Source organism: Paraferrimonas sedimenticola (genome assembly GCF_002282855.1).
Taxonomy (GTDB): domain Bacteria; phylum Pseudomonadota; class Gammaproteobacteria; order Enterobacterales; family Shewanellaceae; genus Paraferrimonas; species Paraferrimonas sedimenticola.
Genome location: NZ_NRIR01000002.1, coordinates 86,531 through 107,317 on the forward strand (window position 1 = coordinate 86,531; position 20,787 = coordinate 107,317).

The following is a 20,787-nucleotide window of genomic DNA, read 5'->3' on the forward strand; positions in this document are numbered from 1 at the left end:
TTACTCGTCCTCTTGCTGCCATTCTTTGTATTTTCGATCCAGCGTCTTGCGACTGACGCCAAGCACTCGAGCGGCGGCGGACTTGTTTCCGTCATGAGCCGCTACGACTTGCTGCACGTGCTGTCGCTCCACCGCTTTCAAAGGCCAAGTGTCTGGGTAGCCCTGGCCGGTTTGTATGTCGCTGTCTTGAGACTCGGCGCGCCAATACTCGGCCGGAGGTTTGCCCAACAGCAAACAGCGCTCGATGGTGTTGCGCAGTTCGCGAATATTACCCGGCCAAGGTTGTGACTGCAGTTGCATCAGGTCTTCATGGGTCCAGACCACCTCTTGAGTACCCAGCTCTGTCGCTAATTGGCGGGTGAAAAAATAGGTCAGGTCGACAATGTCTTCGACCCGTTCGCGCAATGGCGGAATGATCAACTCAAGCACGTTCAAGCGATAGTATAAATCACGGCGGAAATTACCCGCCTCGACCTCGGCCTTTAGCTCGCGGTTAGTCGCGGCAATAATACGAACATCCACAGCGATTTCTTTCTCGCTGCCCACGGGACGGATCGAGCGCTGCTCTAACACACGCAGTAAAGCGGTCTGCATGGACAGTGGCATCTCACCAATTTCGTCCAAGAAAATCGTACCGCCTGAAGCAAACGAAAACAGCCCCTCACGACTGCCTTTAGCACCGGTAAAGGCACCGGCTACATGGCCAAACAATTCGCTTTCGATGAGATCCGAGGCAATAGAGCCACAGTTGACTGGTACAAAAGCCCCTTGGCGGCCAGAGTGTTGATGCAGGGCTCGAGCGACTAATTCTTTACCGGTACCGGACTCACCTTGCACTAAAACTGCGCTTGGGGTGGGGGCCACTCGTTCAATTATCTGCTTGAGCTCCATCATAGAGTCGCTGGTGCCTATGATGGTGGAGGTTTGTACCATAGACAGCTCGCGTTTGAGCATTAGGTTTTGGCGTTTGAGCAGGCGACGTTCGATACAACGGTCTACCGACTGCAGCATTTGGTCTAAATGGAAGGGCTTGAGAATGAAATCGCTGGCGCCGGCGCGTAAGGCGGTGATCGCCACGTCCAACTCAGCGTATCCAGTCATAAAGATGATGTCGGAACGACGCTCTTGATCCGCTAGCGCCTCGTGCCACTCGATACCGCTGCGACCGGGCAGGCGTATATCCACAATCAGCAAGTCAAAGTGGGCGCGGCGGCGAATCTGCTCTGCGTCCTCGACGCTAGCCGCGGTTTCTATCAGAGCGAATCGACTGGCCAACGCCTTGGTGAGAAAACTGCGCATGCCTGGCTCGTCATCGACGATGAGCACGGATAAGGCAACGCTAGGCAATTCGGCCTGACTGGTTTGATTCATATTTTGGCTCTGTAAGGTGAAATAGTCTCAAAGATACTAGCATTATATCCAAAGGGTAGGGACAGTTTGACCACTCCATGGGTCTAACTGTGACATTTTGTCGAGGTTTTGCGACCCACGACGCATTATTAATATCATGCTTAACTTAGGAAACGAGAAACGGATCATACTTTTATGGGCATTTTCGAGTTGGCATCGGGATTGCTACGTTATTGCCGAAAGGGACCTCTGTTACCTTTTTTCTTTTGTCCGCTTTTCGACAAAAGATTTATTTAGAAGCAAAAGGAGAACCACATGCTGTTTAGTCGTCGCATCGCGTTAGCGGCCATCGCGCTAGTTATTGCTCTACCTTTCAGTCTCGCTCAAGCGCAAGAGTCTAAGGTCATTCGTTTAGCCACCACAACCAGTACAGAAAATACGGGCTTGCTCAAACATTTGCTTCCTAAATTTGAACAACAAAGCGGCTATGAAGTACAAGTCATCGCCACAGGTACCGGCAAAGCGCTCAACTTGGCCCGAGCGGGTGATGTGGACATTGTGATGACACACGCGCCGGCTGCCGAAGCCAAATTCGTTTCTGAAGGCTATGGACGCCTGCCTCGACAGTTCATGGAAAACGACTTCGTGGTGCTTGGTCCGAAACGCGACCCAGCCAATGTGGTGGGAGCCGAGAACGTGCAACAGGCGTTTTCTCGAATCGCTGAAGCTAAAGGTAGCTTTTTGTCTCGCGGTGACAACTCAGGGACCCACATGAAAGAGCGGGCTATCTGGGAGGCCAGCGGCTTTGGCAAAGGCTTTGATGGCTATTTAGAAGTGGGCCAAGGCATGGGTAAAACCCTGCAAATGGCCAACGAGTTGGAAGGCTACGTATTAGCAGATCGCGGTACCTACTTAGCGTATAAAGGCAATCTAAAAATCGGGATAGTCTTTGAAGGCGGGCCACAACTGGCCAACCCATATCAAGTGATGCTGATTTCTGAAAGCAAGTATCCACACTTGAATCACGCGGGTGCCAAAGCCCTATCTGATTTCTTTGTATCCGCGACAACACAAGCAATGATCAATGAATTCTTAGTCAATGGTGAGCAGCTGTTTAAGGCCACTTACTTGGCTCAGAGATAGTAGTAGAAATAGAAGCAATTAATGACGGAATCTTGGTGGGAGATAATGTCGCAGTCGCTGGCTTTGCTAGTGAGCTTCGACAAGGACCTGTGGTCGATTATCAGCGTGTCCTTTAGTGTCTCCATCGCGGCTTTAGTGATAACCCTAGTGCCATGTGTGGTGCTGGGGTTTGTGCTGGCTTACAGCCGCTTTCCCGGGCGTTGGCTGGTCTCTAACCTTATTCACACCATGCAAACCATTCCCACTGTGGTGATAGGTTTGTTGGTGTATTTGCTGCTCTCAAATCAAGGTGCCTGGGGAGACCTGCGCTGGTTGTTCACTCAAAAAGGTATGATCTTGGGGCAGATGCTGATTTGTGCGCCGATTCTAGTGGCCATGAGTCAAGCGGCCTTTACCAGCTTAGACCGTCGTGCCTGGGAAACCGCTCGTACGCTTGGCGCCAACTGGTTTAGCGCTTTGTTTACCTTAGTGAAAGAGCTAAGAGTGGCCATCCTTGTCGCGGTATTAGCGGCATTCAGTCGAATTCTCACCGAAGTGGGTTGTTCTATGATGGTTGGCGGTAACATTGCCAACTACACTCGAAACATACCCACGGCTATCGCTCTAGAAACCAGCAAAGGGGACTTCTCTCAAGCCATTGCGCTTGGCATGGTGCTGCTGTTTTTAAGTTTGGCACTGACCTTTAGTTTGGGCAGCTTGCGCGGCAACGCCGAGCCTCGCAGTCAATAGGACGTTCAGATGAAGTTGATTGCAAGCGATCTTCAGGTCGGCTACCAACAAACCCTGTTACTCAATGTGGACCATCTGAGCTTGGCTGAGGGGGATAGCATTCACCTGCAAGGGGCGAATGGCAGTGGCAAAACCTCGTTACTGAAATGCTTAGCGGGCTTACAAAAACCGCTAACGGGGCAAGTACAACTGCAGACTGATTGGCCAACCCCTTGGTACCGCCGCAACCCGAGTCTGGGACAAGTGGTGTATTTGCATCAGTCGCCCTACTTATTTGAGGGCAATGTTCGCGACAATCTTCAATTTGCCTGGCGTTTGCGCCAAGCGCAGCCGCACACTCGTGAGCAAGCCTTTACTCAAGCCTTGGATTTAGTCGGCTTAGGGGGGCGCGAACTGGAGTCGGCCAATAGCCTATCTGGCGGCGAGAGAAAACGCTTAGCGCTGGCACGGCTATGGGTGGTACAGCCACGATTGATGCTGCTCGATGAGCCTCTGGCTAACTTGGATACCCACTCGCAAAGGCTAATTTTGCAAGCGGTGGCACAGTTACAGGCCAATGGATGTGGCATGATCATCACCAGCCATCAGCCACAAGGTGTGTCTGAGCTTTGCCAGAGTCACTGGCACATAGATAATCGAGAATTGCGCCGCGGTGACAGTCCCACGGCTAAAGTCCATAGCTTGGGGAAAAATTATTATGGCTGAGCAAGTCGCAGCTGTGGTGTTAGCCGGTGGTTTGGCGCGCCGCATGGGCGGTAACGACAAAGGCCTGGTGCAACTTGGCCAGCGCTCCATGATTGAGTACGCCATCGACTGCTTATCGGCGCAAGTCGAGCAGGTAGTGATAAACGCCAACCGCAATTTGGAGAAGTACGCCCAATTTGGTTTGCCTTTGGTCTCAGATGAGTCGAACGACTTCGCGGGCCCCCTTGCAGGGGTGGCTGCAGCAATGACCGCTGTGAATAGTCAGTGGCTGGTATCGGCGCCGTGCGATTGCCCCTTGTTACCAAGCGATTTGGTCGAGCGCATGTTGGCCAAAGCTCAGCAAGAGAATGCCTTGGTCGCGGTAGCTCACGATGGTGAGCGCCCACAGCACGTGGTGCTGCTGGTTCACACCAGTTTGTATCAATCGATAAACGAATTTTTGGCTCGCGGCGATCGCAAGATCGTTCTTTGGTATCGTCAACACCCCTACGTGGAAGTGGACTTTTCCGATTGCGCGAGTGCTTTTGTTAACGTTAATACGCCTGAGCAATGCGCTGAAGTTGAAGCCTTGCTCAAGCCGAATTCTTGAGGTGTTTATGGCGACGCCATTTCAAAACCCGTTGAACATTCCTGTGATTGGATTCTGTGCCTACAGCGGCACAGGCAAAACCACTTTGCTGAAAAAGCTGATTCCCGAGTTGAATCGCCGTGGTTTGCGTCTGGCGTGTGTCAAACACGCTCATCACAATTTCGACGTGGACACCCCAGGCAAAGACAGTTATGAAATGCGTCATGCGGGTGCGCGCCAGATGCTGGTGGCTTCGCATATTCGCTGGGCTTTGATGACCGAAGACAAGGTCGACGAAGCGCCTTCATTACCCCACCTACTGCGTCAGATTGAGCAGGACCAGGTCGATATCGTACTGGTTGAAGGCTTTAAAAAGCTGGCCTTGCCTAAAATCGAGTTGCACAGAGCCAGTCATGGCAAGCCACTGATTCACGAGGTGGATGAGTACGTGCAAGCGATTGCTTGCGACGATGAAACCGAGCTTCAAGTCGATATCGAGCGCCTCGATTTAAACAACGTCGAGCAGATCGCCGATTATGTCTGCGCTTATGCCAAGCGAGAACAACGAGCGATTGCCGCCCGTCGCAACCCGATTGAAGCCGAGTGTGGTTGTGATACCGACCCAAGCAAACCCATGTCTGTGGGACAGGGTGTCGCCCATATCACAGCTCAAGTCACGCCGATTACTGAGACAGAAACCTGCCCGATACACCAGGCGCTTAATCGAGTGCTGGCGGACGATGCTGTCAGCCCGATCAACGTTCCGCAAAACACCAACTCGGCAATGGATGGCTACGCCTTTGCCCACAGCGACGAGGGTCAAGGTCCTTATCAAGTGGTTGGCGAAGTGCTGGCGGGCCATGTCTACTCTGACACTTTGCAGTCAGGACAAGCGGTAAAAATCATGACAGGCGCGGCGATGCCCGCCGGCGCCGATACCGTTGAACTGCGCGAGCTGGCCAGCGAAGCCGATGGCCAGGTTCGCTTTAGCAAGCCAACCAAAGCGGGCCAGCACGTGCGTCAGGCCGGCGAAGATATCGCTCAAGGCCAAGTGGCTCTGGCGAAACACACTCGTGTGGGTGCCGCCGAGCAAGGCTTACTGGCGTCGCTAGGCTTTGGTGAGATTAATGCCGTTCGTCGCCCCAAAGTAGCGGTTTTCTCCACCGGTGATGAGGTGTGTCAGCCAGGCGAGCCGTTAACCGGTGCCGGCATCTATGACTCTAATCGCTACACCATCATGGCCATGCTGGCCAAGCTGGACTGTGAGGTGATTGACCTTGGCATTATCGAAGACAGCCAACAGTCATTGGCTGACGCGCTTACTCAAGCCAGTACCAATGCCGATGTGATCATCAGCTCTGGCGGTGTTTCCGTGGGTGATGCGGATTTTGTAAAACTCGCCCTTAAGCAGGTGGGTCAAATCAATTTCTGGAAGATCGCCATGCGCCCTGGTCGTCCGTTGGCCTTTGGTCAGGTGGGCGATGCGCTGTTCTTTGGCTTGCCGGGTAACCCGGTGGCGGTGATGGTTTCATTCCTTCAATTTGTGCAGCCAGCGCTGCGCAAGCTCGCTGGTGAAGTGAACTACGAGCCCGTATTAGTGCCGGCAATCGCCGCCCAAGATTTTCGCTCGCGCTTGGGCCGTACCGAGTTCAGTCGCGGTTTGGTACAAATGAACCAACAAGGTCAGTGGCAAGTATCGTCCACCGGCTCCCAAGGTTCGGGTATTTTAAGTTCAATGGTTCGCGGTAACTGCTTAGTGGTTATCCCTGAATCGGTAGCGCAAGTGGCCAAAGGCGACACTGTGTTAGTGCAGCCTTTCGCTGATTTGCTCTAGGAGATAATAAAGATGCAGGCTCAGAACGCTCTCATCGATAAGTTTGGTCGCAAAGTGGAATATCTACGCATGTCGGTGACCGACCGCTGTGATTTTCGCTGTGTGTATTGCATGAGTGAAGACCCGGAATTCTTGCGCAGGGAGCAGGTGCTGACCCTGGAAGAAATGGCCTGTATCGGCCGAGCCTTCAGCGAGTTGGGTGTCAGCAAAATTCGCCTGACTGGCGGTGAGCCCTTGGTGCGAACCGACTGTAGCGAGCTGGTTCGCCAGCTAGGCGCACTGCCTGGGATTACCGATTTGGCAATGACCACCAACGGTTCGCGTTTGAGCAAGCTGGCACCAGCGCTCAAAGAGGCCGGTCTTAAGCGCTTAAACATCAGCCTAGATACTCTGGACCCTGAGCGTTTTACGGCGCTGACTCGCACCGGGAAATTAGAGCGAGTGCTAAAGAGCATAGATACCGCGCGTGAACAGGGCTTTGAGCGAATCAAGATCAACGCGGTGATTCTAAAGGGCCAGAACGATCACGAAGTGGTGGACCTAGTTAATTTCTGCCGCGAGCGCGAGCTGGATATCAGTTTTATCGAAGAAATGCCTCTTGGCCATGCCGCTGGACGTTCGGAAGAGCGTTTTTGTTCGAGCGATGAGGTGCGCGCACTAATCGAAGAGCATTACCCTTTGACCGCCTCGGTGGCCAAAACCGCGGGTCCAAGTCGATACTACCAAATGACGGATTCGCCCATTCGGATTGGCTTTATCTCACCTCACTCGCACAACTTCTGCCATGAGTGCAACCGGGTTCGCTTGACCGTGGAAGGGCGACTGCTGCTTTGTCTAGGCAACGAAAACTCGGTGGATTTGAAGTCAGTATTGCGCGCGAATCCAGGTGATATCGAGCACTTGAAGCAGGTGATCCGCGAAGCGATAATGCGTAAGCCCGAGCAACACATCTTCAGCCACAACGCTGACGTGCAGATTTTGCGCTTTATGAGTCACACCGGAGGCTAAGCCGCAGTGCTGCGTCTGACTCGACGCCAATGGAATAACGTCACCATCATAGGATGCGTATTTTTCATTGGCCTATTTAGCTTGATGCAGCGTTTTGACGACAGCATGGCCGACGCCGTGCCCGTGTTCGATGATTCCAATGCGCTGCAAAGCGTCAGCCTTGGCTTGCGACAGTGGCACCTAAGCCCACAAGGCCAGTGGCAATGCGTGCCCGAGAGCACAGATTGCCAAAAGCAAGGAGCGCTTTGGGCCGAGCTAGCTCTGTTGCCCTTGGTCGCTCACCCCATTCCCGATGAAACCTCACAAACCCTTGTGATTCAGACTCAATCCGGCGCTAGTTTGCAATGGCAGTGGTTCGCCCAAGCCGGCGTGTTGCGCAGCCATAGCGACAACTGGTATCAATTACCCATGCGATATCGTAACCTGTTGGCAGACTCTCAATAAGCCTTGTTGCCCAGAGGTGAAGGATGCCCGAGTTACCGGAAGTCGAAGTTACTCGACTTGGTATTGAGCCACACATAAAACAGCAGACCATCAAAGCCGTAACGGTTCGCCAAAAGCAACTGCGTTGGCCGGTGAGTGACGCTCTGTCACAGCTGGAAGGACAGGTGATCCAAGGGGTGCGCCGGCGCGCTAAGTACCTGTTTATTGATACTCTGGCCGGCAGCGCCATTGTCCATTTAGGTATGTCAGGCAGTCTGCGGGTACTCTCCCAAGACGAGCCGCCACAAAAACACGATCACGTTGATTTACTCTTGAGCAATGGCATGCTTTTACGTTACCGCGATCCCCGTCGTTTTGGCGCTTGGCTGTTTAGCGAGTTGCCGTATGAAGCTCACCCGCTGTTGAGTAAATTAGGCCCCGAGCCTCTAAGCGATGAGTTTAATGTCGATTACCTGCAGGCTCAGTTAAAAGGCCGCACCAAGGCCATCAAGCTGGCGCTGATGGACAATCATTTAGTGGTTGGAGTGGGCAACATCTACGCCAATGAAGCACTGTTTATGGCGGGGATCGATCCTAGGCGCGAAGCCGGTCGAGTCAGCCGGAAGCGTTTAGTAGTGCTGGTGGAAAAAGTTAAGTGGGTACTCACTCAGGCCATCGCTCGGGGAGGTACCAGCCTGCAAGACTTCACTCAAAGCGATGGTAAGCCGGGGTACTTTGCCCAGCAACTGCTGGTCTATGGTAAGGCGGAGGAGCCTTGCCCCAGTTGTGGTCGGCCGATCAGCAAGATTGTTTTAGGTCAGCGCGCAAGTTTCTACTGCCGCGCCTGTCAGAGCTAGTGGTTTAGAGTTTCCAGCCCAGAATTAGCGACCCAGAATTAGCGACTAAGCTTGGCGAGCAGGGCCTTTTCTACGCTTGGGTGAACGAACTGGCTGACATCACCACCGTGCAGCGCCACTTCTTTTACCAGAGTCGAGGAGATAAACGAGTTCTCTTCGGCTGGGGTTAAAAACACGCTTTCCAAATTTGGGTTAAGGCGACGATTCATGTTGGCCAATTGGAATTCGTACTCAAAATCCGATACCGCACGTAAGCCTCGAATTAACACACTGGCATTTTGCTGCTTGGCAAAATCTACCAAGAGTCCCGAAAAGCCCTGCACTTCCACATTGGCGTACGGGCTTACGATTTCATTAACCAGGGCAACACGCTCTTCCAAACTGAACTTAGGTTGCTTTGAGGGGCTCGCAGCAATGCCAATTACCACGTGCTTGAACAGTTGCGAGGCGCGCTCAATCAGGTCCGCGTGACCATTGGTAATGGGGTCAAAGGTGCCAGGATATATTGCTCGGTTATGCATGAGGTTGAGCCTAGTTAGTTTGGTGAATGGTCGATATTAGCAGGTTTTTCTGGGCTATCCAGTAAAGCCTGTGCTTTATCAAAGGCTTGCTTAACTCGCTCGACAGTGATTTGAGCCATCAGGTGTTCGCCTTTGGCGCGCTTACCAAAACGCTGGGCTTGCCAGGGCTTACCGGTTTGCGCCTCGATGCATTGCTCGTATACGCTCACCGTGAGTTCGCGATAGCGATAGGGGCCGGTACGCCGCGGATTGGAGTGGGCGTATAGGCCAATCACTGGCGTGCCTTGGCTGACGGCCATGTGCAGCGGGCCGGTATCAGGTGCCAGCACTAGTTGAGCGCGCTTTAACAGTTCGAGTAGCTGCGGGAGATTGGTTTGGCCAACTAGGTTGGTAAGCGAGTGTCGGCTGGCGCTTTCAATCTCCGCGGCGAGTACTTTTTCAGCTGGCGCCGGGCCGCCGCAAAGCAGCACCTGATAACCCTGTTCGACCGCGTAGTCCGCCATCGCCGCATAGCGCTCGGCCAGCCAGTTGCGCTCAGCTTTGCTGGCCGCTGGGCAAATCACAAAAACCGGCGCCTCATTTGGGATTAAACCAATTGCGACATTTTGGTCCTCACTGGGAATGGGAATGTTCCAGTGGGTCGCGGGCAGCGGCTCAGGGTCGTTTTCGATGGCCTGTAAAAAGCCCATAAAGCCATCGGCAACATGGGCATTTTGCAAGGGTTTCACCGACTCATTGGTGACCCACTGCTGGCCCTCTTTAACTCGGGCTTTGTCAAAGCCGATACGCCGATTGGCTTTGATGACCAGACTGGCAATACTGGCTCGCAGAGCGAGTTGCATGTGCAGTAGTACGTCAAAGCGTTTACCTTTCAACGCTTTAGCTAGATTTAAGTAGGCACGCCAGCCTTGTGACTTGTCGAACACCACAAACTCTATGCCTGGGCAGTGGCGCATCAGTTGATACTCAACTTTGCCAATAATCCAGGTGATCTGAGCCTGAGGGTAGCGCTGACGCAACTGACTGACCATGGCGTTGGCGTGAACAACATCGCCAATCGCACTGAGGCGTAACACGCAAATGGATTGTGGCTGAGTGGCCATGCTGAGATCCAAAATTCTGAAATTGGCGCTTATTGTATGTGAGTTTTTCGCAAACGCGCAATAGACGCTATACCAGCCCTAAGGTACACTCGCTGCTTGATTTTATTCGTCTTTGTTGAGTCTTATGGCCTGCATTCTCAAATGTCACGCACGCGCTCCCCAGTCACTAGACGTGGACTGGTTGGATGCCGAACATTGGTTACACACCAAGCATCTGGTGGGGTACTCCAGTGGTCGTAACAAAGCGTATTTCATCGATTACCAAGAGAACAAATGGGTGTTGCGCCATTATTACCGCGGCGGTCTGGTGGGCAAGGTTAATCGCGATCAGTTTTTGTATACCGGTCGCCAACGCACTCGCGCATTTGCCGAGTTCGATTTGCTAACCCGCATGCACAAACTGGGGTTGCCGGTTCCCAAGGTTGTGGCGGCGCGAATTTGTCGCAATGGGCTTTGGTATCGCAATGATATTCTGATTGAGCGTTTGGACGCTAAAGACTTATTGGCGGTGCTGGCGGCTAAGCCTTTGACCAAGGCGCAGTATCAGCAACTGGGCCAGGTGATTGCTCAGTTTCACCAGCACAAGCTGTACCATGCCGATCTCAACATCAAGAACATTCTGTTCGACGGCGACCAGTTCTACTTGATTGACTTTGATAGAGGCGAGTTTCGCGAAAATACCGGCAGCTGGTGTCAGTCCAACCTAAAACGCTTGTTGCGCTCGTTTCGCAAAGAGGCGCAACGGCACGCGCCGCTGCACTGGAGCGAGTCGGACTGGCAAGCGCTAGAGTCAGGCTATCGCGAGGCAATGATTCCTAAGTGAATGGCGTCCTAGGGAAGTACGTCCGAGGAAATGGCGTCCAAATAGGGCGTTAACAAAGCAAAATGCCGATTTAGCGCGCCTTGGTTGGCGGCGACTATCTCGGCACCGGCCTTACCCGCCTTGGCGGCTTGAGCTGGGTTATCGATAAAGCTGACAATGCGATTGGCCAAAGCTTGTGCCGAGTCAACCAAAACCAGATTCCCGGCACCCTCGAGAGCGTCGGAAATTTCCGCAAAGTTATAGCGACTTGGCCCCATCATCACAGGTTTGGAAAACGCCGCTGGCTCCAGCGGATTATGACCGCCGCGCTCCATCAGAGAACCACCTACAAAGGCCATTTGGGTCGCACCGTAAAAGGTCAGCAATTGTCCCATGGTGTCGCCTACCAACACCTGAGTCTCTGGTTCGATACTTTGGCCTTCGGACCAGGCTTGCCAACGCAAATCCGCCTCGCTCAGCGCAGCTTTCGCAGTGTCGAACTTCTCTGGGTGTCGCGGCACCATCACCATCAAGGCATCGGCGTGTTGTTTTAACACCTGTTGATGGGCACGGATAAGCGCATCAAACTCATTGGGGTGAACACTGCCTGCTACCCAGCTCGGTCGTTGCCACTGCTCGGCGAGGGCGCTAGCCGCAGCAATTTGTTCAGATGAGAGCACCAAGTCGAATTTAAGGCTGCCCACTGAGTGCAACTGTTCCGAGTCTACACCAAGCTGAGCAAAGCGTTGGGCTTCGGTTGGCGTTTGGATCATTAACTTATCCAGCGCTGTCAGCATAGGGCGAGTCAATCTAGGCCATTTGGCGTATTGCTCAAACGACTTTTGTGACAGGCGAACGTTGGCCAGACACACAGCGCACTTGTGTTGTTTGAGTTGGTAAACCAGATTAGGCCAAAGTTCGGTTTCCATGATCACACACAAACGCGGCTTGGCGCGTTTGACAAAGCGAGTGACCGCCCAGTTGATGTCCAGTGGCAGATAGCTGTGTTGATGCTGGCTTAAGCGTTGGCGAATCAAGCGCGAGCCGGTGGGACTGGAGCAGGTAATAAGCAACTTGAGCTTTGGATAGTCTTCCTCGATTTTGGCAATCAAGGGAAGCGCTGCCAGAGTCTCACCTATGGATACGCAGTGAATCAACACATCACAAGCCTGCCAATCGCGCAGCCCAAAGCGCTCGCGCCAACGACGATTGTATTCTGGGTCCTTACGGGCACGAAGTTTCAGGTACAAAGCCAGCAAGGGCGTGAGCAGAAACAGCAGGGCTGCGTACAAATGTCGAGTCATTGGGGCTTGTGTTAAGTGGCGGATAAATGCAATGCTAACATAATGCCCCAGCAGTCACAGAGACCTTGTTAGCAATGAAAACAAAGGATCGAATTGTCCAGGCCAGCCTGGAACTATTTAATCAACAAGGTGAACGAAACGTCACAACCAATCATATTGCCGCTCATCTAAATATGAGCCCGGGCAATTTGTATTATCACTTTCGAAATAAGGAAGACATTATTCGTTCGATATTTCAGGAATATCGAGCCCATTTAGAAGCGAATATTCAACCTTACGAAGCCCAGCAAGTCGATTTAGCTTTGCTAACCAGTTATTTTGACAGCATTTTTAATCTGATGTGGCGATTTAGGTTTTTGTACGCCAACATGGTGGATATTTTAAACCGAGACGCAAAGCTGCAATCGGAATATATTGAAGTGCAAAGTCAGGTGTTAGATAGGATTGTTTTAATTTTCAATCAACTGCATCAAGAAGGTTTGTTGACACTGAGCCAGTCGCAGCTGCCAATTCTGGCGGATACTATCAAGCTCACAGTGTCGTGCTGGATTAGCTATCGCCTATCTCAGTCCAGCGAAACTGAGATTACCCAGCCTCAAGTGTACGAAGGTTTACAACGGGTGTTGATGGTGTTTAAAGCCTATGCCAGTCCGGCGGCGCAAGCGGATATCGAAGCACTGCAACGACATTATGCTGTTAAAACACTGATGCCAGCCTAGAATTAAAAAACGCGAGCTTAGCTCGCGTTTTTATTTACCCGTTATTCGAATAATTCCTGCTCTTCTTCCTGATCAAATAAGGTTTGCTCAGGCTCGCCACTTTGCACGTATTCTTGTGGCTCGGTGCCCTGAATAAAGTACTCAAATCGCGAGGTGTGGTCAGTATTGCGACTTAGCAGGCCAGTCTCTCGGTCAATGCGAACCGATACCACTTGCTCGGGCACTTGAGCCGAAACTTGTGGGGTGCCTTTAAGAGCGTCGCGCATAAACAAGTTCCAACCGGGACCTGCGGTTTTCGCACCGGCTTCCGCACCCATGGTTTGGCCCTGGCCAAGGTTGTTGTTCCAACTGGTGCGTCCCAATTGACGGTTGTGGTCGTCAAAGCCAACCCATACTGTGGTCACCAGTTTAGGGTTAAAGCCGCTAAACCAAGTATCACGGGCCTCGTTGGTGGTTCCGGTTTTGCCGGCGATATCTCGGCGTTTGACGGTTTGTGCAGCACGCCAAGCGGTGCCGTTCCAGCCGGTTTTCTTGCTCCAATTGCCGCCACCCCAGACCGCACTTTTCATGGCCTCGGTGAGGAGAAAGGCGTGCTGTTGTGACATCACTCGATCAGCGAGTCGCTCTTTTGGCAATGGGCATACCTTGGTTACTTCACTATCGTCAATGGCTTCATCAACAGCCAGCGCAAATCCAAGCTCGGTGGAGGCGGTCAAATTCGTCGGCTCGACTTGTTGCTCAGCCAGTAGGGTCTCGCAGTCGCTACAGGCCACTTTAGGCTCGGCGATAAACACCATTTGCTGATCCGCATCGATGATCCGCTCGATAAAGTAGGGTTTCACCAAAAAACCACCGTTGGCGAATACTGAGTAGCCAGTGACTACGTCCAGCGGGGTTGCCGAGGCAGAGCCCAGCGCTAAGGATTCGTTGCGCGGCATATCGCTGCGATCAAAGCCAAAGCGAACCAGCGAGTCAATGGCGGCATCGATACCCACGTGTCGCAGTGCGCGCACTGCCATTACGTTAATTGACTGAGCCAGACCAACCCGCAGGCGAGTTGGGCCACCGTAAACATCCGGTGAGTTTTTCGGACGCCAAGCCACACCTTGACGACGGTCCCACTGGTTAATCGGGGCGTTGTTGACCAAAGTCGCCAGGGTATAGTCGCGCTCTATCGCCGCGGCATAAATGAAAGGCTTGATGTTTGAGCCCAACTGGCGCTTGGCTTGAGTTACTCGGTTGTACTGGCTTTGGTTAAACGAGTAACCACCCACTAACGCTTTAAGCGCACCACTGTAGGGGTCCATTGACACAATCGCGCTACTGGCATCCGGCACTTGCGACAAGCGCCACGCCCCCGCTTGCTGACGAACCCAAATTAGATCGCCGCTAGTGAGCACATCGGCGACGGTTTTCGGCGCGGCACCTTGGCGAGTATCCGATACGTAAGCTCGAGCCCACTTGATACCATCCCAGTCCAACTCGATAGACTCACCACCTCGAAGTAGCACAGTCGCGCTTTTCTCTTCTATCTGAGTGACCACCGCCGGAGTCAGGTCTTGTTCGCGGCGTTGCTTGGCCAGATACTCGATGATCTGCTCTTGCGGCCAGGCTTCCTCTTGCCACAACTGAGCTTTTGGACCGCGATAGCCGTGGCGCTCGTCGTAGTCGTAAAGGTTTTGACGCAAGCTCTGTTGGGCCAAGCGTTGCAATCGCGAGTCCACCGTGGTGTATACCGAGAAACCGCCAGTGTAAGCCAGTTCTTCACCGTATTTGGCCACCATCTCGTCGCGCACCATTTCAGAGATATAAGGGGCGTACAGGTCAATTTCAGCGCCGTGGTATTTGGCGGATACCTCAGCATTACGCGCTTGTTGATATTCTTGCTGAGTGATTAGGTCCAGCTCTAACATGCGCCCAAGCACGACGTTGCGACGGGTTTTGCCTCGCTGCGGGTTGCGAATCGGGTTAGCCGCCGACGGGCTTTGAGGCATACCGGCAATCATGGCGTACTGCGCCAGATTCAGGTCTTGAATGTCTTTGCCGTAGTAGACCTGAGCTGCCGCTCCCACACCGTAAGCGCGATTGCCAAAGAAACTGCGGTTTAGATACAGCTCCAGAATCTCGTCTTTGCTGAGCAGTTGTTCAATGTGCCAGGCCAAAAAGATTTCTTTGACCTTGCGAATGTAGGTTTTTTCTCGCGTTAAAAAGAAGTTTCGAGCCACCTGCATGGTGATGGTACTCGCACCCTGACTCTTCTTCCCGGTCGTCGCTACAATAAACGCAGCGCGCAGTATGCCTATGGGGTCTACCCCTTTGTGCTCGTAAAAGCGCGCATCCTCAGTCGCGAGCACCGCGTCGATCAAGGGTTGAGGGATTTGCTCAAACTGCAACGGAATTCGGCGCTTTTCGCCGAACTGAGAGATCAGCTGCCCGTCTGAGCTATAGATGCGCAGCGGGGTCTGCAGTTTTACCGTTTTTAAGGTAGTGACATCAGGAAGCTCTGGGCTGACGTACCAATAGGCGGCGGAGATTGCTAAAACTCCGAGCAGGGCCATCGCGGCCATCGACAGCAAAAGCCGTTTAATCCACTTCAAAGAGAAAATCCTAGTTACTTGAGTGTTCGACATTATATAAGCGCAGCAAAGCTTGTTGAAGATCGTCTTTCTTAATTAATTTTGTGGAATGTAGAAAATAATTTAAAAAATCCCACTTTTGTCCTCACAAAAATGGCACGCGTTTGTTAATGTGGTATCGTAGGTCAAGGTGGCGTAAATACCTATTTAAATAATAAAACTCATAACAAAAACTCGTCTACTGACAATATTTTGGCTATGGATATGCTATTAAAAATGTGGAAGCGTACTGCTCCTCAGATGGTTGGAATCGACATTGGTTCCCATGAAGTTAAAGCCATCATGCTTTCGAGTACGGCAGACGGATATAAGATCAGCGGTCACGCTTGTGCGCCCTTGCGCAAAGGCGTGGTAGTTAACCATGAAATCAAGGACGTTGCAGCTGTGGTTGAAGCACTACAGCAGGTCAAACGTCGTCTCCCCAATTCCATTAAGCACGCTGCAGTGGCGGTATCTGGTTCTGCAGTGATGACCAAGGTCATCTACATGGATGCGGCGTTGTCAGAAGACGAGCGCGAAGCTCATATCGAAATTGAAGCCGATAACCTAATTCCTTACCCGCTCGACGAAGTGAATATCGACTTTGAAGTCTTGGGGCCCAACTCCTCCGATCCAACCAAAGTTGACGTGCTACTCAGCGCTTGCCGTACCGAGAACGTGGACACCCGTGTCGATGCGCTTGCGGATGTGGACCTAGAAGCCAAGGTGGTGGACGTTGAAGGTTATGTGCTCGGGCGCAGTTTTGAACTGATTCGCGAGCAACTGCCAGAACAGGGCGATAACCAAGTGGTGGCCATGGTGGATGTGGGCGCGAGTATGACCACTATCGCGATTGTTGCCAACGGCGAAACCCAGTTTGTGCGCGAGCAGGCGTTTGGTGGCGAAGAGTTCACCCAAGCCATTATCTCTTTCTACGGTATGAGTTATGAGCAAGCCGAACAGGCCAAACAGTCGGGCGAGTTACCAGAAAACTACGAGTTTGAAGTACTGTCGCCATTCCAGACTCAACTACTTCAACAAATCAAACGCACCCTACAAATTTACTGCACTTCTTCGGGGCGCGAACAAATCGACCATATCGTCCTTTCGGGTGGTACCGCTCGTCTTGAAGGTTTAGCTAAGTTGCTAACCAATGATTTGGGCATCAATACTTTGGTGGCCAATCCATTCCAAGGACGATTGCACGCCAGTTCAGCGGACAGTGAACGTTTAAGCGGCAGCATTACCAAATACATGATTGCGGCTGGCTTGGCGCTAAGGAGCTACGGTCAATGGCGAACATAAACCTATTACCTTGGCGTGAAGAAGCGCGCGAACAGAAAAAGCGCGACTACTATCTCGCACTTGTACTGACCAGTTTTGTCGGCGTGTTATTGGTTTACGTCAGCATGCTGGTGGTGGATGGCTGGATTCAAGACCAGCAAGCGCGCAACAAGTATTTACAAGACGAAATCGTGCTGCTCGACAAGCAAATCAAAGAAATTCGCGAAATCAAAGAGCGCAAGCGCGACATTGAACGTCGCACCGAAATTATCCTAAGTCTGCAAGAAGCTCGTAACTTGCCAACCCATGTGATGGACGAGTTAGTGCGTATCGTGCCACCGGGAATTTACATCAGCAATCTGGATAAGAAAGGCAGTCTGATTTGGATTGAAGGGCGCAGTGAGTCCAACAATCACGTGACCAATATGATGCGTAAGGTTAAGGCGTCTCAGTGGATGCACGACCCATCGATGAAATCGATTCACGCTCAACAAAGTGATTTACGTCAAATGCAACGCTTCAGTTTGCGCGTCGCCATCGACGACAAGAGCGACCTGGCGGAAAGCGCGGAAGCGAAAGGAGGGGTTCGATGAACTGGAAAGAGATCGACCTCAATGACATCGATTTGGAGAACATGGGCGGCTGGCCTATCCAAATCAAAATTGCGTTTGCGGTTATTTTGCTCGTCGGCGTGCTGTTTGGCGGGAACTATTTGTTCATCAGTGATCGCCTCGACAGCCTTGAGCGCGCCGAGGTGAAAGAGCAAGAGCTGCGCGAAGACTTTCAAATGAAATATCGCTTGGCCGCTAACTTGATGCTTTATCGTGCTCAGCTAAAAGAAATGGAATCCCGATTCAGCGAGCTCTTAAAAATGCTGCCATCAGAAAACGAAATGCCAGGGCTGATTGACGACATGAGCTTTGTTGCTGCCGACGCTGGTCTGCGCATCGACAGTCTGGAGTGGGAGCAAGAGATCGAACGCGATTTTTATGTCGAGTTCCCAATTCGCATGTCCGCCAGTGGCAGCTATCACGAGTACGGTGAGTTTGTCTCCGGTGTGGCTCGCTTGCCACGTATTGTTAGCTTGCACGATTTCAAAGTCACTAAGTCTGCCAGCGGTGGTGTTGACGTGGAAGTGTTGGCCAAAACCTACCGATTCAAGGAAGGGGCGGAGTTGCCAAAAACTCCGGCTAAGAAGGGGTAACTAACTGATGTTAAAACTATTACTTCTTAGTGCAGCTGTGATAATGTTAAGCGGTTGTAGCGGCGATCGCGCCGATCTGGAAGAGTTTGTGACCAGCACTAAAGCCAATCATGTGCCGGGTATTCCAAAGCTCAAGGAGCCACCAGAGTTCGAGCATTACGCGTATCAAGCGGAGCATTTGCGCAGCCCGTTTCAGCCGCCACAAAGAGAATTAACCGAAGACGTCATCGACACCAGCAAGAACTGTCTGCAGCCAGATTTGAGCCGTCGAAAAGGACGCTTGGAAACCTTTGCTATTGATAACCTGACCATGCGTGGCACGTTAGGTGATGGCGAAGATTTATGGGCACTGGTGGAAACTTCCGAAGCCAGTGTGTACCGCGTGGGTATTGGCGAGCACTTAGGCTTGTATCACGGTCAGGTCACTCAAGTTGACCGCAAGCAGATTGTGGTGCTGGAGTTGATTCCCGACGGAGCCGGGTGCTGGAACGAGCGCCAAACCACTTTAGAGTTAATTGCGAACGCACAAGGATAGTCCAAGGATGAAATTAGTTAACACCTCTGCATTGATAGGATGCGTCAAAGGGCAGTGGCAACGTGCCGCTTGGTTGACCATGCTTGTGTTGCTGTCTCCGCTATCCCACGCGGCCAATAAGCTCATCGATGTTCAGTATCACTCCACCGTTGGCAATCAGCTGCAAGTTGAGTTGATTTTCGACAAACCAATTTTAGAGCCACAAATCGAACTGGCTACCAACCCGGCAATACTGGCCATGAGTTTTGACGACGCCAGTTCCGCCCTAGAGCTCAATGACATCGCTATTGATTCCAAGGGTGTGGTTGGGCTGACAACCGATCAGTCGCTGCAAACCTTGCGTGTCATGGTAGAGTTGGAGCGAGTCGGCCCATACACGGGCGAGGTGGTGGGTAATGCCTACCGCTTGATCCTCAATCAAGACAATCGCGCCAATGTGGCCAACACCAACAACAACGCCATCGAAGAAATCGATTTTCGTCGTGGCATGGACGGCGAAGGCGAACTACTGATTAAGCTAGCTACTGATGTCATCGCCGCCAATTTGCAGCAAGTGGGCGCCAAACTCGAGCTACAACTGTACAACACGGACATTCAGGAAGAGCTGCTGTACGTGATGGATGTACAGGACTTTGCCACCGTGGTTAGCGGTTTTGAAACCTTTCGCGACGACCTCAATACTCGCATCGTAATGAATGTGAATGGCCCTTACGAGTTCTCTCAGCGCCAACAAGGGCGCATGCTGCGTGTGTTGGTCAAAGAGCGCGAACAGTTGTCCTTGGCCGAGCAGCAAAAACCGACCTATGAAGGTCGCGAACTGTCGTTAAACTTCCAGAATATCTCAGTGCGCACCGTGCTGCAGATCATCGCCGATTACAACAACTTCAATCTGGTCACCAGTGACACAGTCGACGGCAACATCACTCTACGCCTAGACGACGTGCCATGGGATCAAGCGCTGGATTTGATTCTGCAGGTGAAAGGTCTGGACAAGCGCATCGAAGGCAACATTCTGATGGTGGCGCCAAAAGAAGAGCTCAACATTCGTGAGAGCCTGGACATGGAAGCGCAAAAGAAAGCCGAAGAATTAGCGCCTTTGTACTCTGAATACATGCAGGTCAACTACGCCAAGGCGGCGGACATCGCCAATCTGTTAAAAGGCACTGAATCTAGCCTGCTGTCTGACCGTGGTTCGGTAGCGGTGGACGAGCGTACCAACACCTTGCTAGTACAAGACACCTCCGAAAAACTAGAAGACGTTGCTCGCTTGATTGAAGTACTGGATGTGCCTGTGACACAGGTGGTCATCGAGTCGCGCATGGTAACGGTTCGCGATGACTTCGCTGAAGACTTAGGCATTCGTTGGGGTATTACCAACAAATCTGGCGATTTGGGTACTTCGGGTAACCTAGACGGTGCCGAGTCTGTTGCCGGTGGCAGTGTGCCACCACTGGGCGACCGTTTAAACGTTAACTTACCTGCGGCTCCTTCCGGTGGTACGCCGGCGAGTATCGCTTTCCACGTGGCTAAATTGGCCGACGGCACAGTACTTGATTTAGAGCTTTCGGCGCTAGAACAAGAAAGTAAAGGTGAAGTGGTAGCGAGTCCGCGTATTACTACGGCCAACCAAAAAGAAGCTTATATCGAGCAAGGTGTGGAAATTCCGTATGTGCAATCGGCATCGTCCGGTGCGACTTCGGTAACCTTTAAGAAAGCGGTATTAGGTCTTAAGGTGACGCCACACATTACTCCAGACAATCGGATTATTTTGGACCTAGAGATTCGCCAGGATTCGCAAGGCGCCACGGTAGATACGCCAACTGGGCCTGCGGTGTCTATCGATACTCAGCGCATTGAAACCCAAGTCTTGGTGGAAAACGGCGAGACCGTGGTTCTGGGGGGGATTTACCAGCAGACCAGCGTCAATCGCGTCAGCAAGGTACCGGTACTTGGAGACATTCCTTTGATGGGTGCGCTGTTTAGAAATACTTCGGCGGGCAATGAGCGTCGCGAAGTCTTGGTGTTTGTGACACCGCGGATTTCAGAAACCAGCGTCAACTAATCGATCCTGCTCAAAAAGGCC

At 52.2% G+C, this 20,787-nt stretch carries 20 protein-coding genes; 15 read left to right on the plus strand and 5 right to left on the minus strand.

The window, feature by feature from the left end; translation table 11 throughout:
• Positions 1-1,371: a sigma-54-dependent transcriptional regulator gene (locus CLC93_RS03765; RefSeq protein ID WP_095504618.1), complete on the minus strand. Its 1,371-nt coding sequence runs from the start codon at positions 1,369-1,371 to the stop codon at positions 1-3.
• A gap of 294 nt (positions 1,372-1,665) precedes the next feature.
• On the opposite strand from CLC93_RS03765, the gene CLC93_RS03770 reads away from it, so the two are divergent.
• From CLC93_RS03770 to mutM, 8 genes are read left to right on the plus strand one after another with little or no spacing between them, the layout of a single operon-like run.
• Entirely contained in the window at positions 1,666-2,493 is an 828-nt protein-coding gene (locus CLC93_RS03770) for an ABC transporter substrate-binding protein (RefSeq protein ID WP_095504619.1), read from the plus strand.
• A 21-nt stretch (positions 2,494-2,514) separates the two neighbouring features.
• Positions 2,515-3,222, plus strand: coding sequence for an ABC transporter permease (locus CLC93_RS03775; RefSeq protein WP_095504620.1), 708 nt, complete (start codon positions 2,515-2,517; stop codon positions 3,220-3,222).
• A 9-nt stretch (positions 3,223-3,231) separates the two neighbouring features.
• Positions 3,232-3,927 (plus strand): ABC transporter ATP-binding protein, encoded by a 696-nt coding sequence (locus tag CLC93_RS03780; protein ID WP_095504621.1) that lies wholly within the window; start codon positions 3,232-3,234, stop codon positions 3,925-3,927.
• On the plus strand, positions 3,920-4,516 hold the full coding sequence (mobA, locus tag CLC93_RS03785) for a molybdenum cofactor guanylyltransferase MobA (RefSeq protein ID WP_095504622.1): 597 nt from the start codon (positions 3,920-3,922) through the stop codon (positions 4,514-4,516). The genes CLC93_RS03780 and mobA overlap by 8 nt, the downstream gene beginning before the upstream one ends.
• 7 nt (positions 4,517-4,523) lie before the next feature.
• Positions 4,524-6,329, plus strand: coding sequence for a bifunctional molybdopterin-guanine dinucleotide biosynthesis adaptor protein MobB/molybdopterin molybdotransferase MoeA (locus tag CLC93_RS03790; RefSeq protein WP_095504623.1), 1,806 nt, complete (start codon positions 4,524-4,526; stop codon positions 6,327-6,329).
• A gap of 12 nt (positions 6,330-6,341) precedes the next feature.
• Positions 6,342-7,337 (plus strand): GTP 3',8-cyclase MoaA, encoded by a 996-nt coding sequence (gene moaA, locus CLC93_RS03795; RefSeq protein ID WP_095504624.1) that lies wholly within the window; start codon positions 6,342-6,344, stop codon positions 7,335-7,337.
• A gap of 6 nt (positions 7,338-7,343) precedes the next feature.
• Positions 7,344-7,781, plus strand: a complete 438-nt coding sequence (locus CLC93_RS03800; RefSeq protein ID WP_095504625.1) for a hypothetical protein — start codon at positions 7,344-7,346, stop codon at positions 7,779-7,781.
• Positions 7,782-7,804: 23 nt separating this feature from the next.
• Positions 7,805-8,617: a bifunctional DNA-formamidopyrimidine glycosylase/DNA-(apurinic or apyrimidinic site) lyase gene (gene mutM, locus CLC93_RS03805; protein ID WP_095504626.1), complete on the plus strand. Its 813-nt coding sequence runs from the start codon at positions 7,805-7,807 to the stop codon at positions 8,615-8,617.
• Positions 8,618-8,655: 38 nt separating this feature from the next.
• On the opposite strand, the gene coaD is transcribed toward mutM, so the two are convergent.
• Entirely contained in the window at positions 8,656-9,138 is a 483-nt protein-coding gene (gene coaD, locus CLC93_RS03810) for a pantetheine-phosphate adenylyltransferase (protein ID WP_095504627.1), read from the minus strand.
• Between the two features lie 14 nt (positions 9,139-9,152).
• Positions 9,153-10,241 (minus strand): glycosyltransferase family 9 protein, encoded by a 1,089-nt coding sequence (locus CLC93_RS03815; protein WP_095504628.1) that lies wholly within the window; start codon positions 10,239-10,241, stop codon positions 9,153-9,155.
• A gap of 124 nt (positions 10,242-10,365) precedes the next feature.
• Between CLC93_RS03815 and CLC93_RS03820 the strand changes: the two genes are divergently transcribed.
• Positions 10,366-11,064 (plus strand): 3-deoxy-D-manno-octulosonic acid kinase, encoded by a 699-nt coding sequence (locus CLC93_RS03820; RefSeq protein ID WP_095504629.1) that lies wholly within the window; start codon positions 10,366-10,368, stop codon positions 11,062-11,064.
• Between the two features lie 8 nt (positions 11,065-11,072).
• Here the strand turns inward: CLC93_RS03820 and waaA are convergent, their stop codons facing one another.
• A complete protein-coding gene (gene waaA, locus CLC93_RS03825; RefSeq protein WP_095504630.1) occupies positions 11,073-12,347 on the minus strand; it encodes a lipid IV(A) 3-deoxy-D-manno-octulosonic acid transferase in 1,275 nt (424 codons plus the stop codon).
• Between the two features lie 74 nt (positions 12,348-12,421).
• On the opposite strand from waaA, the gene CLC93_RS03830 reads away from it, so the two are divergent.
• The gene (locus tag CLC93_RS03830) at positions 12,422-13,066 is read left to right on the plus strand and encodes a TetR/AcrR family transcriptional regulator (protein WP_095504631.1); all 645 of its coding nucleotides are present in this window, start codon (positions 12,422-12,424) and stop codon (positions 13,064-13,066) included.
• Positions 13,067-13,107: 41 nt separating this feature from the next.
• Here CLC93_RS03830 and CLC93_RS03835 read toward each other — a convergent pair whose 3' ends face one another.
• Positions 13,108-15,663: a penicillin-binding protein 1A gene (locus CLC93_RS03835; protein WP_095504632.1), complete on the minus strand. Its 2,556-nt coding sequence runs from the start codon at positions 15,661-15,663 to the stop codon at positions 13,108-13,110.
• Between the two features lie 243 nt (positions 15,664-15,906).
• Between CLC93_RS03835 and CLC93_RS03840 the strand changes: the two genes are divergently transcribed.
• The 5 genes from CLC93_RS03840 to CLC93_RS03860 all read left to right on the plus strand — a co-directional run bounded on the left by CLC93_RS03840 (position 15,907) and on the right by CLC93_RS03860 (position 20,766).
• A complete protein-coding gene (locus CLC93_RS03840; RefSeq protein ID WP_095505011.1) occupies positions 15,907-16,986 on the plus strand; it encodes a pilus assembly protein PilM in 1,080 nt (359 codons plus the stop codon).
• Positions 16,974-17,558 (plus strand): PilN domain-containing protein, encoded by a 585-nt coding sequence (locus CLC93_RS03845; RefSeq protein WP_095504633.1) that lies wholly within the window; start codon positions 16,974-16,976, stop codon positions 17,556-17,558. The genes CLC93_RS03840 and CLC93_RS03845 overlap by 13 nt, the downstream gene beginning before the upstream one ends.
• Positions 17,555-18,169, plus strand: coding sequence for a type IV pilus inner membrane component PilO (locus CLC93_RS03850; RefSeq protein WP_095504634.1), 615 nt, complete (start codon positions 17,555-17,557; stop codon positions 18,167-18,169). The genes CLC93_RS03845 and CLC93_RS03850 overlap by 4 nt, the downstream gene beginning before the upstream one ends.
• Before the next feature lie 7 nt (positions 18,170-18,176).
• A complete protein-coding gene (locus CLC93_RS03855; RefSeq protein WP_095504635.1) occupies positions 18,177-18,704 on the plus strand; it encodes a pilus assembly protein PilP in 528 nt (175 codons plus the stop codon).
• Between the two features lie 79 nt (positions 18,705-18,783).
• A complete protein-coding gene (locus CLC93_RS03860; RefSeq protein WP_245837100.1) occupies positions 18,784-20,766 on the plus strand; it encodes a type IV pilus secretin PilQ in 1,983 nt (660 codons plus the stop codon).
• Positions 20,767-20,787: the final 21 nt, after the last annotated feature.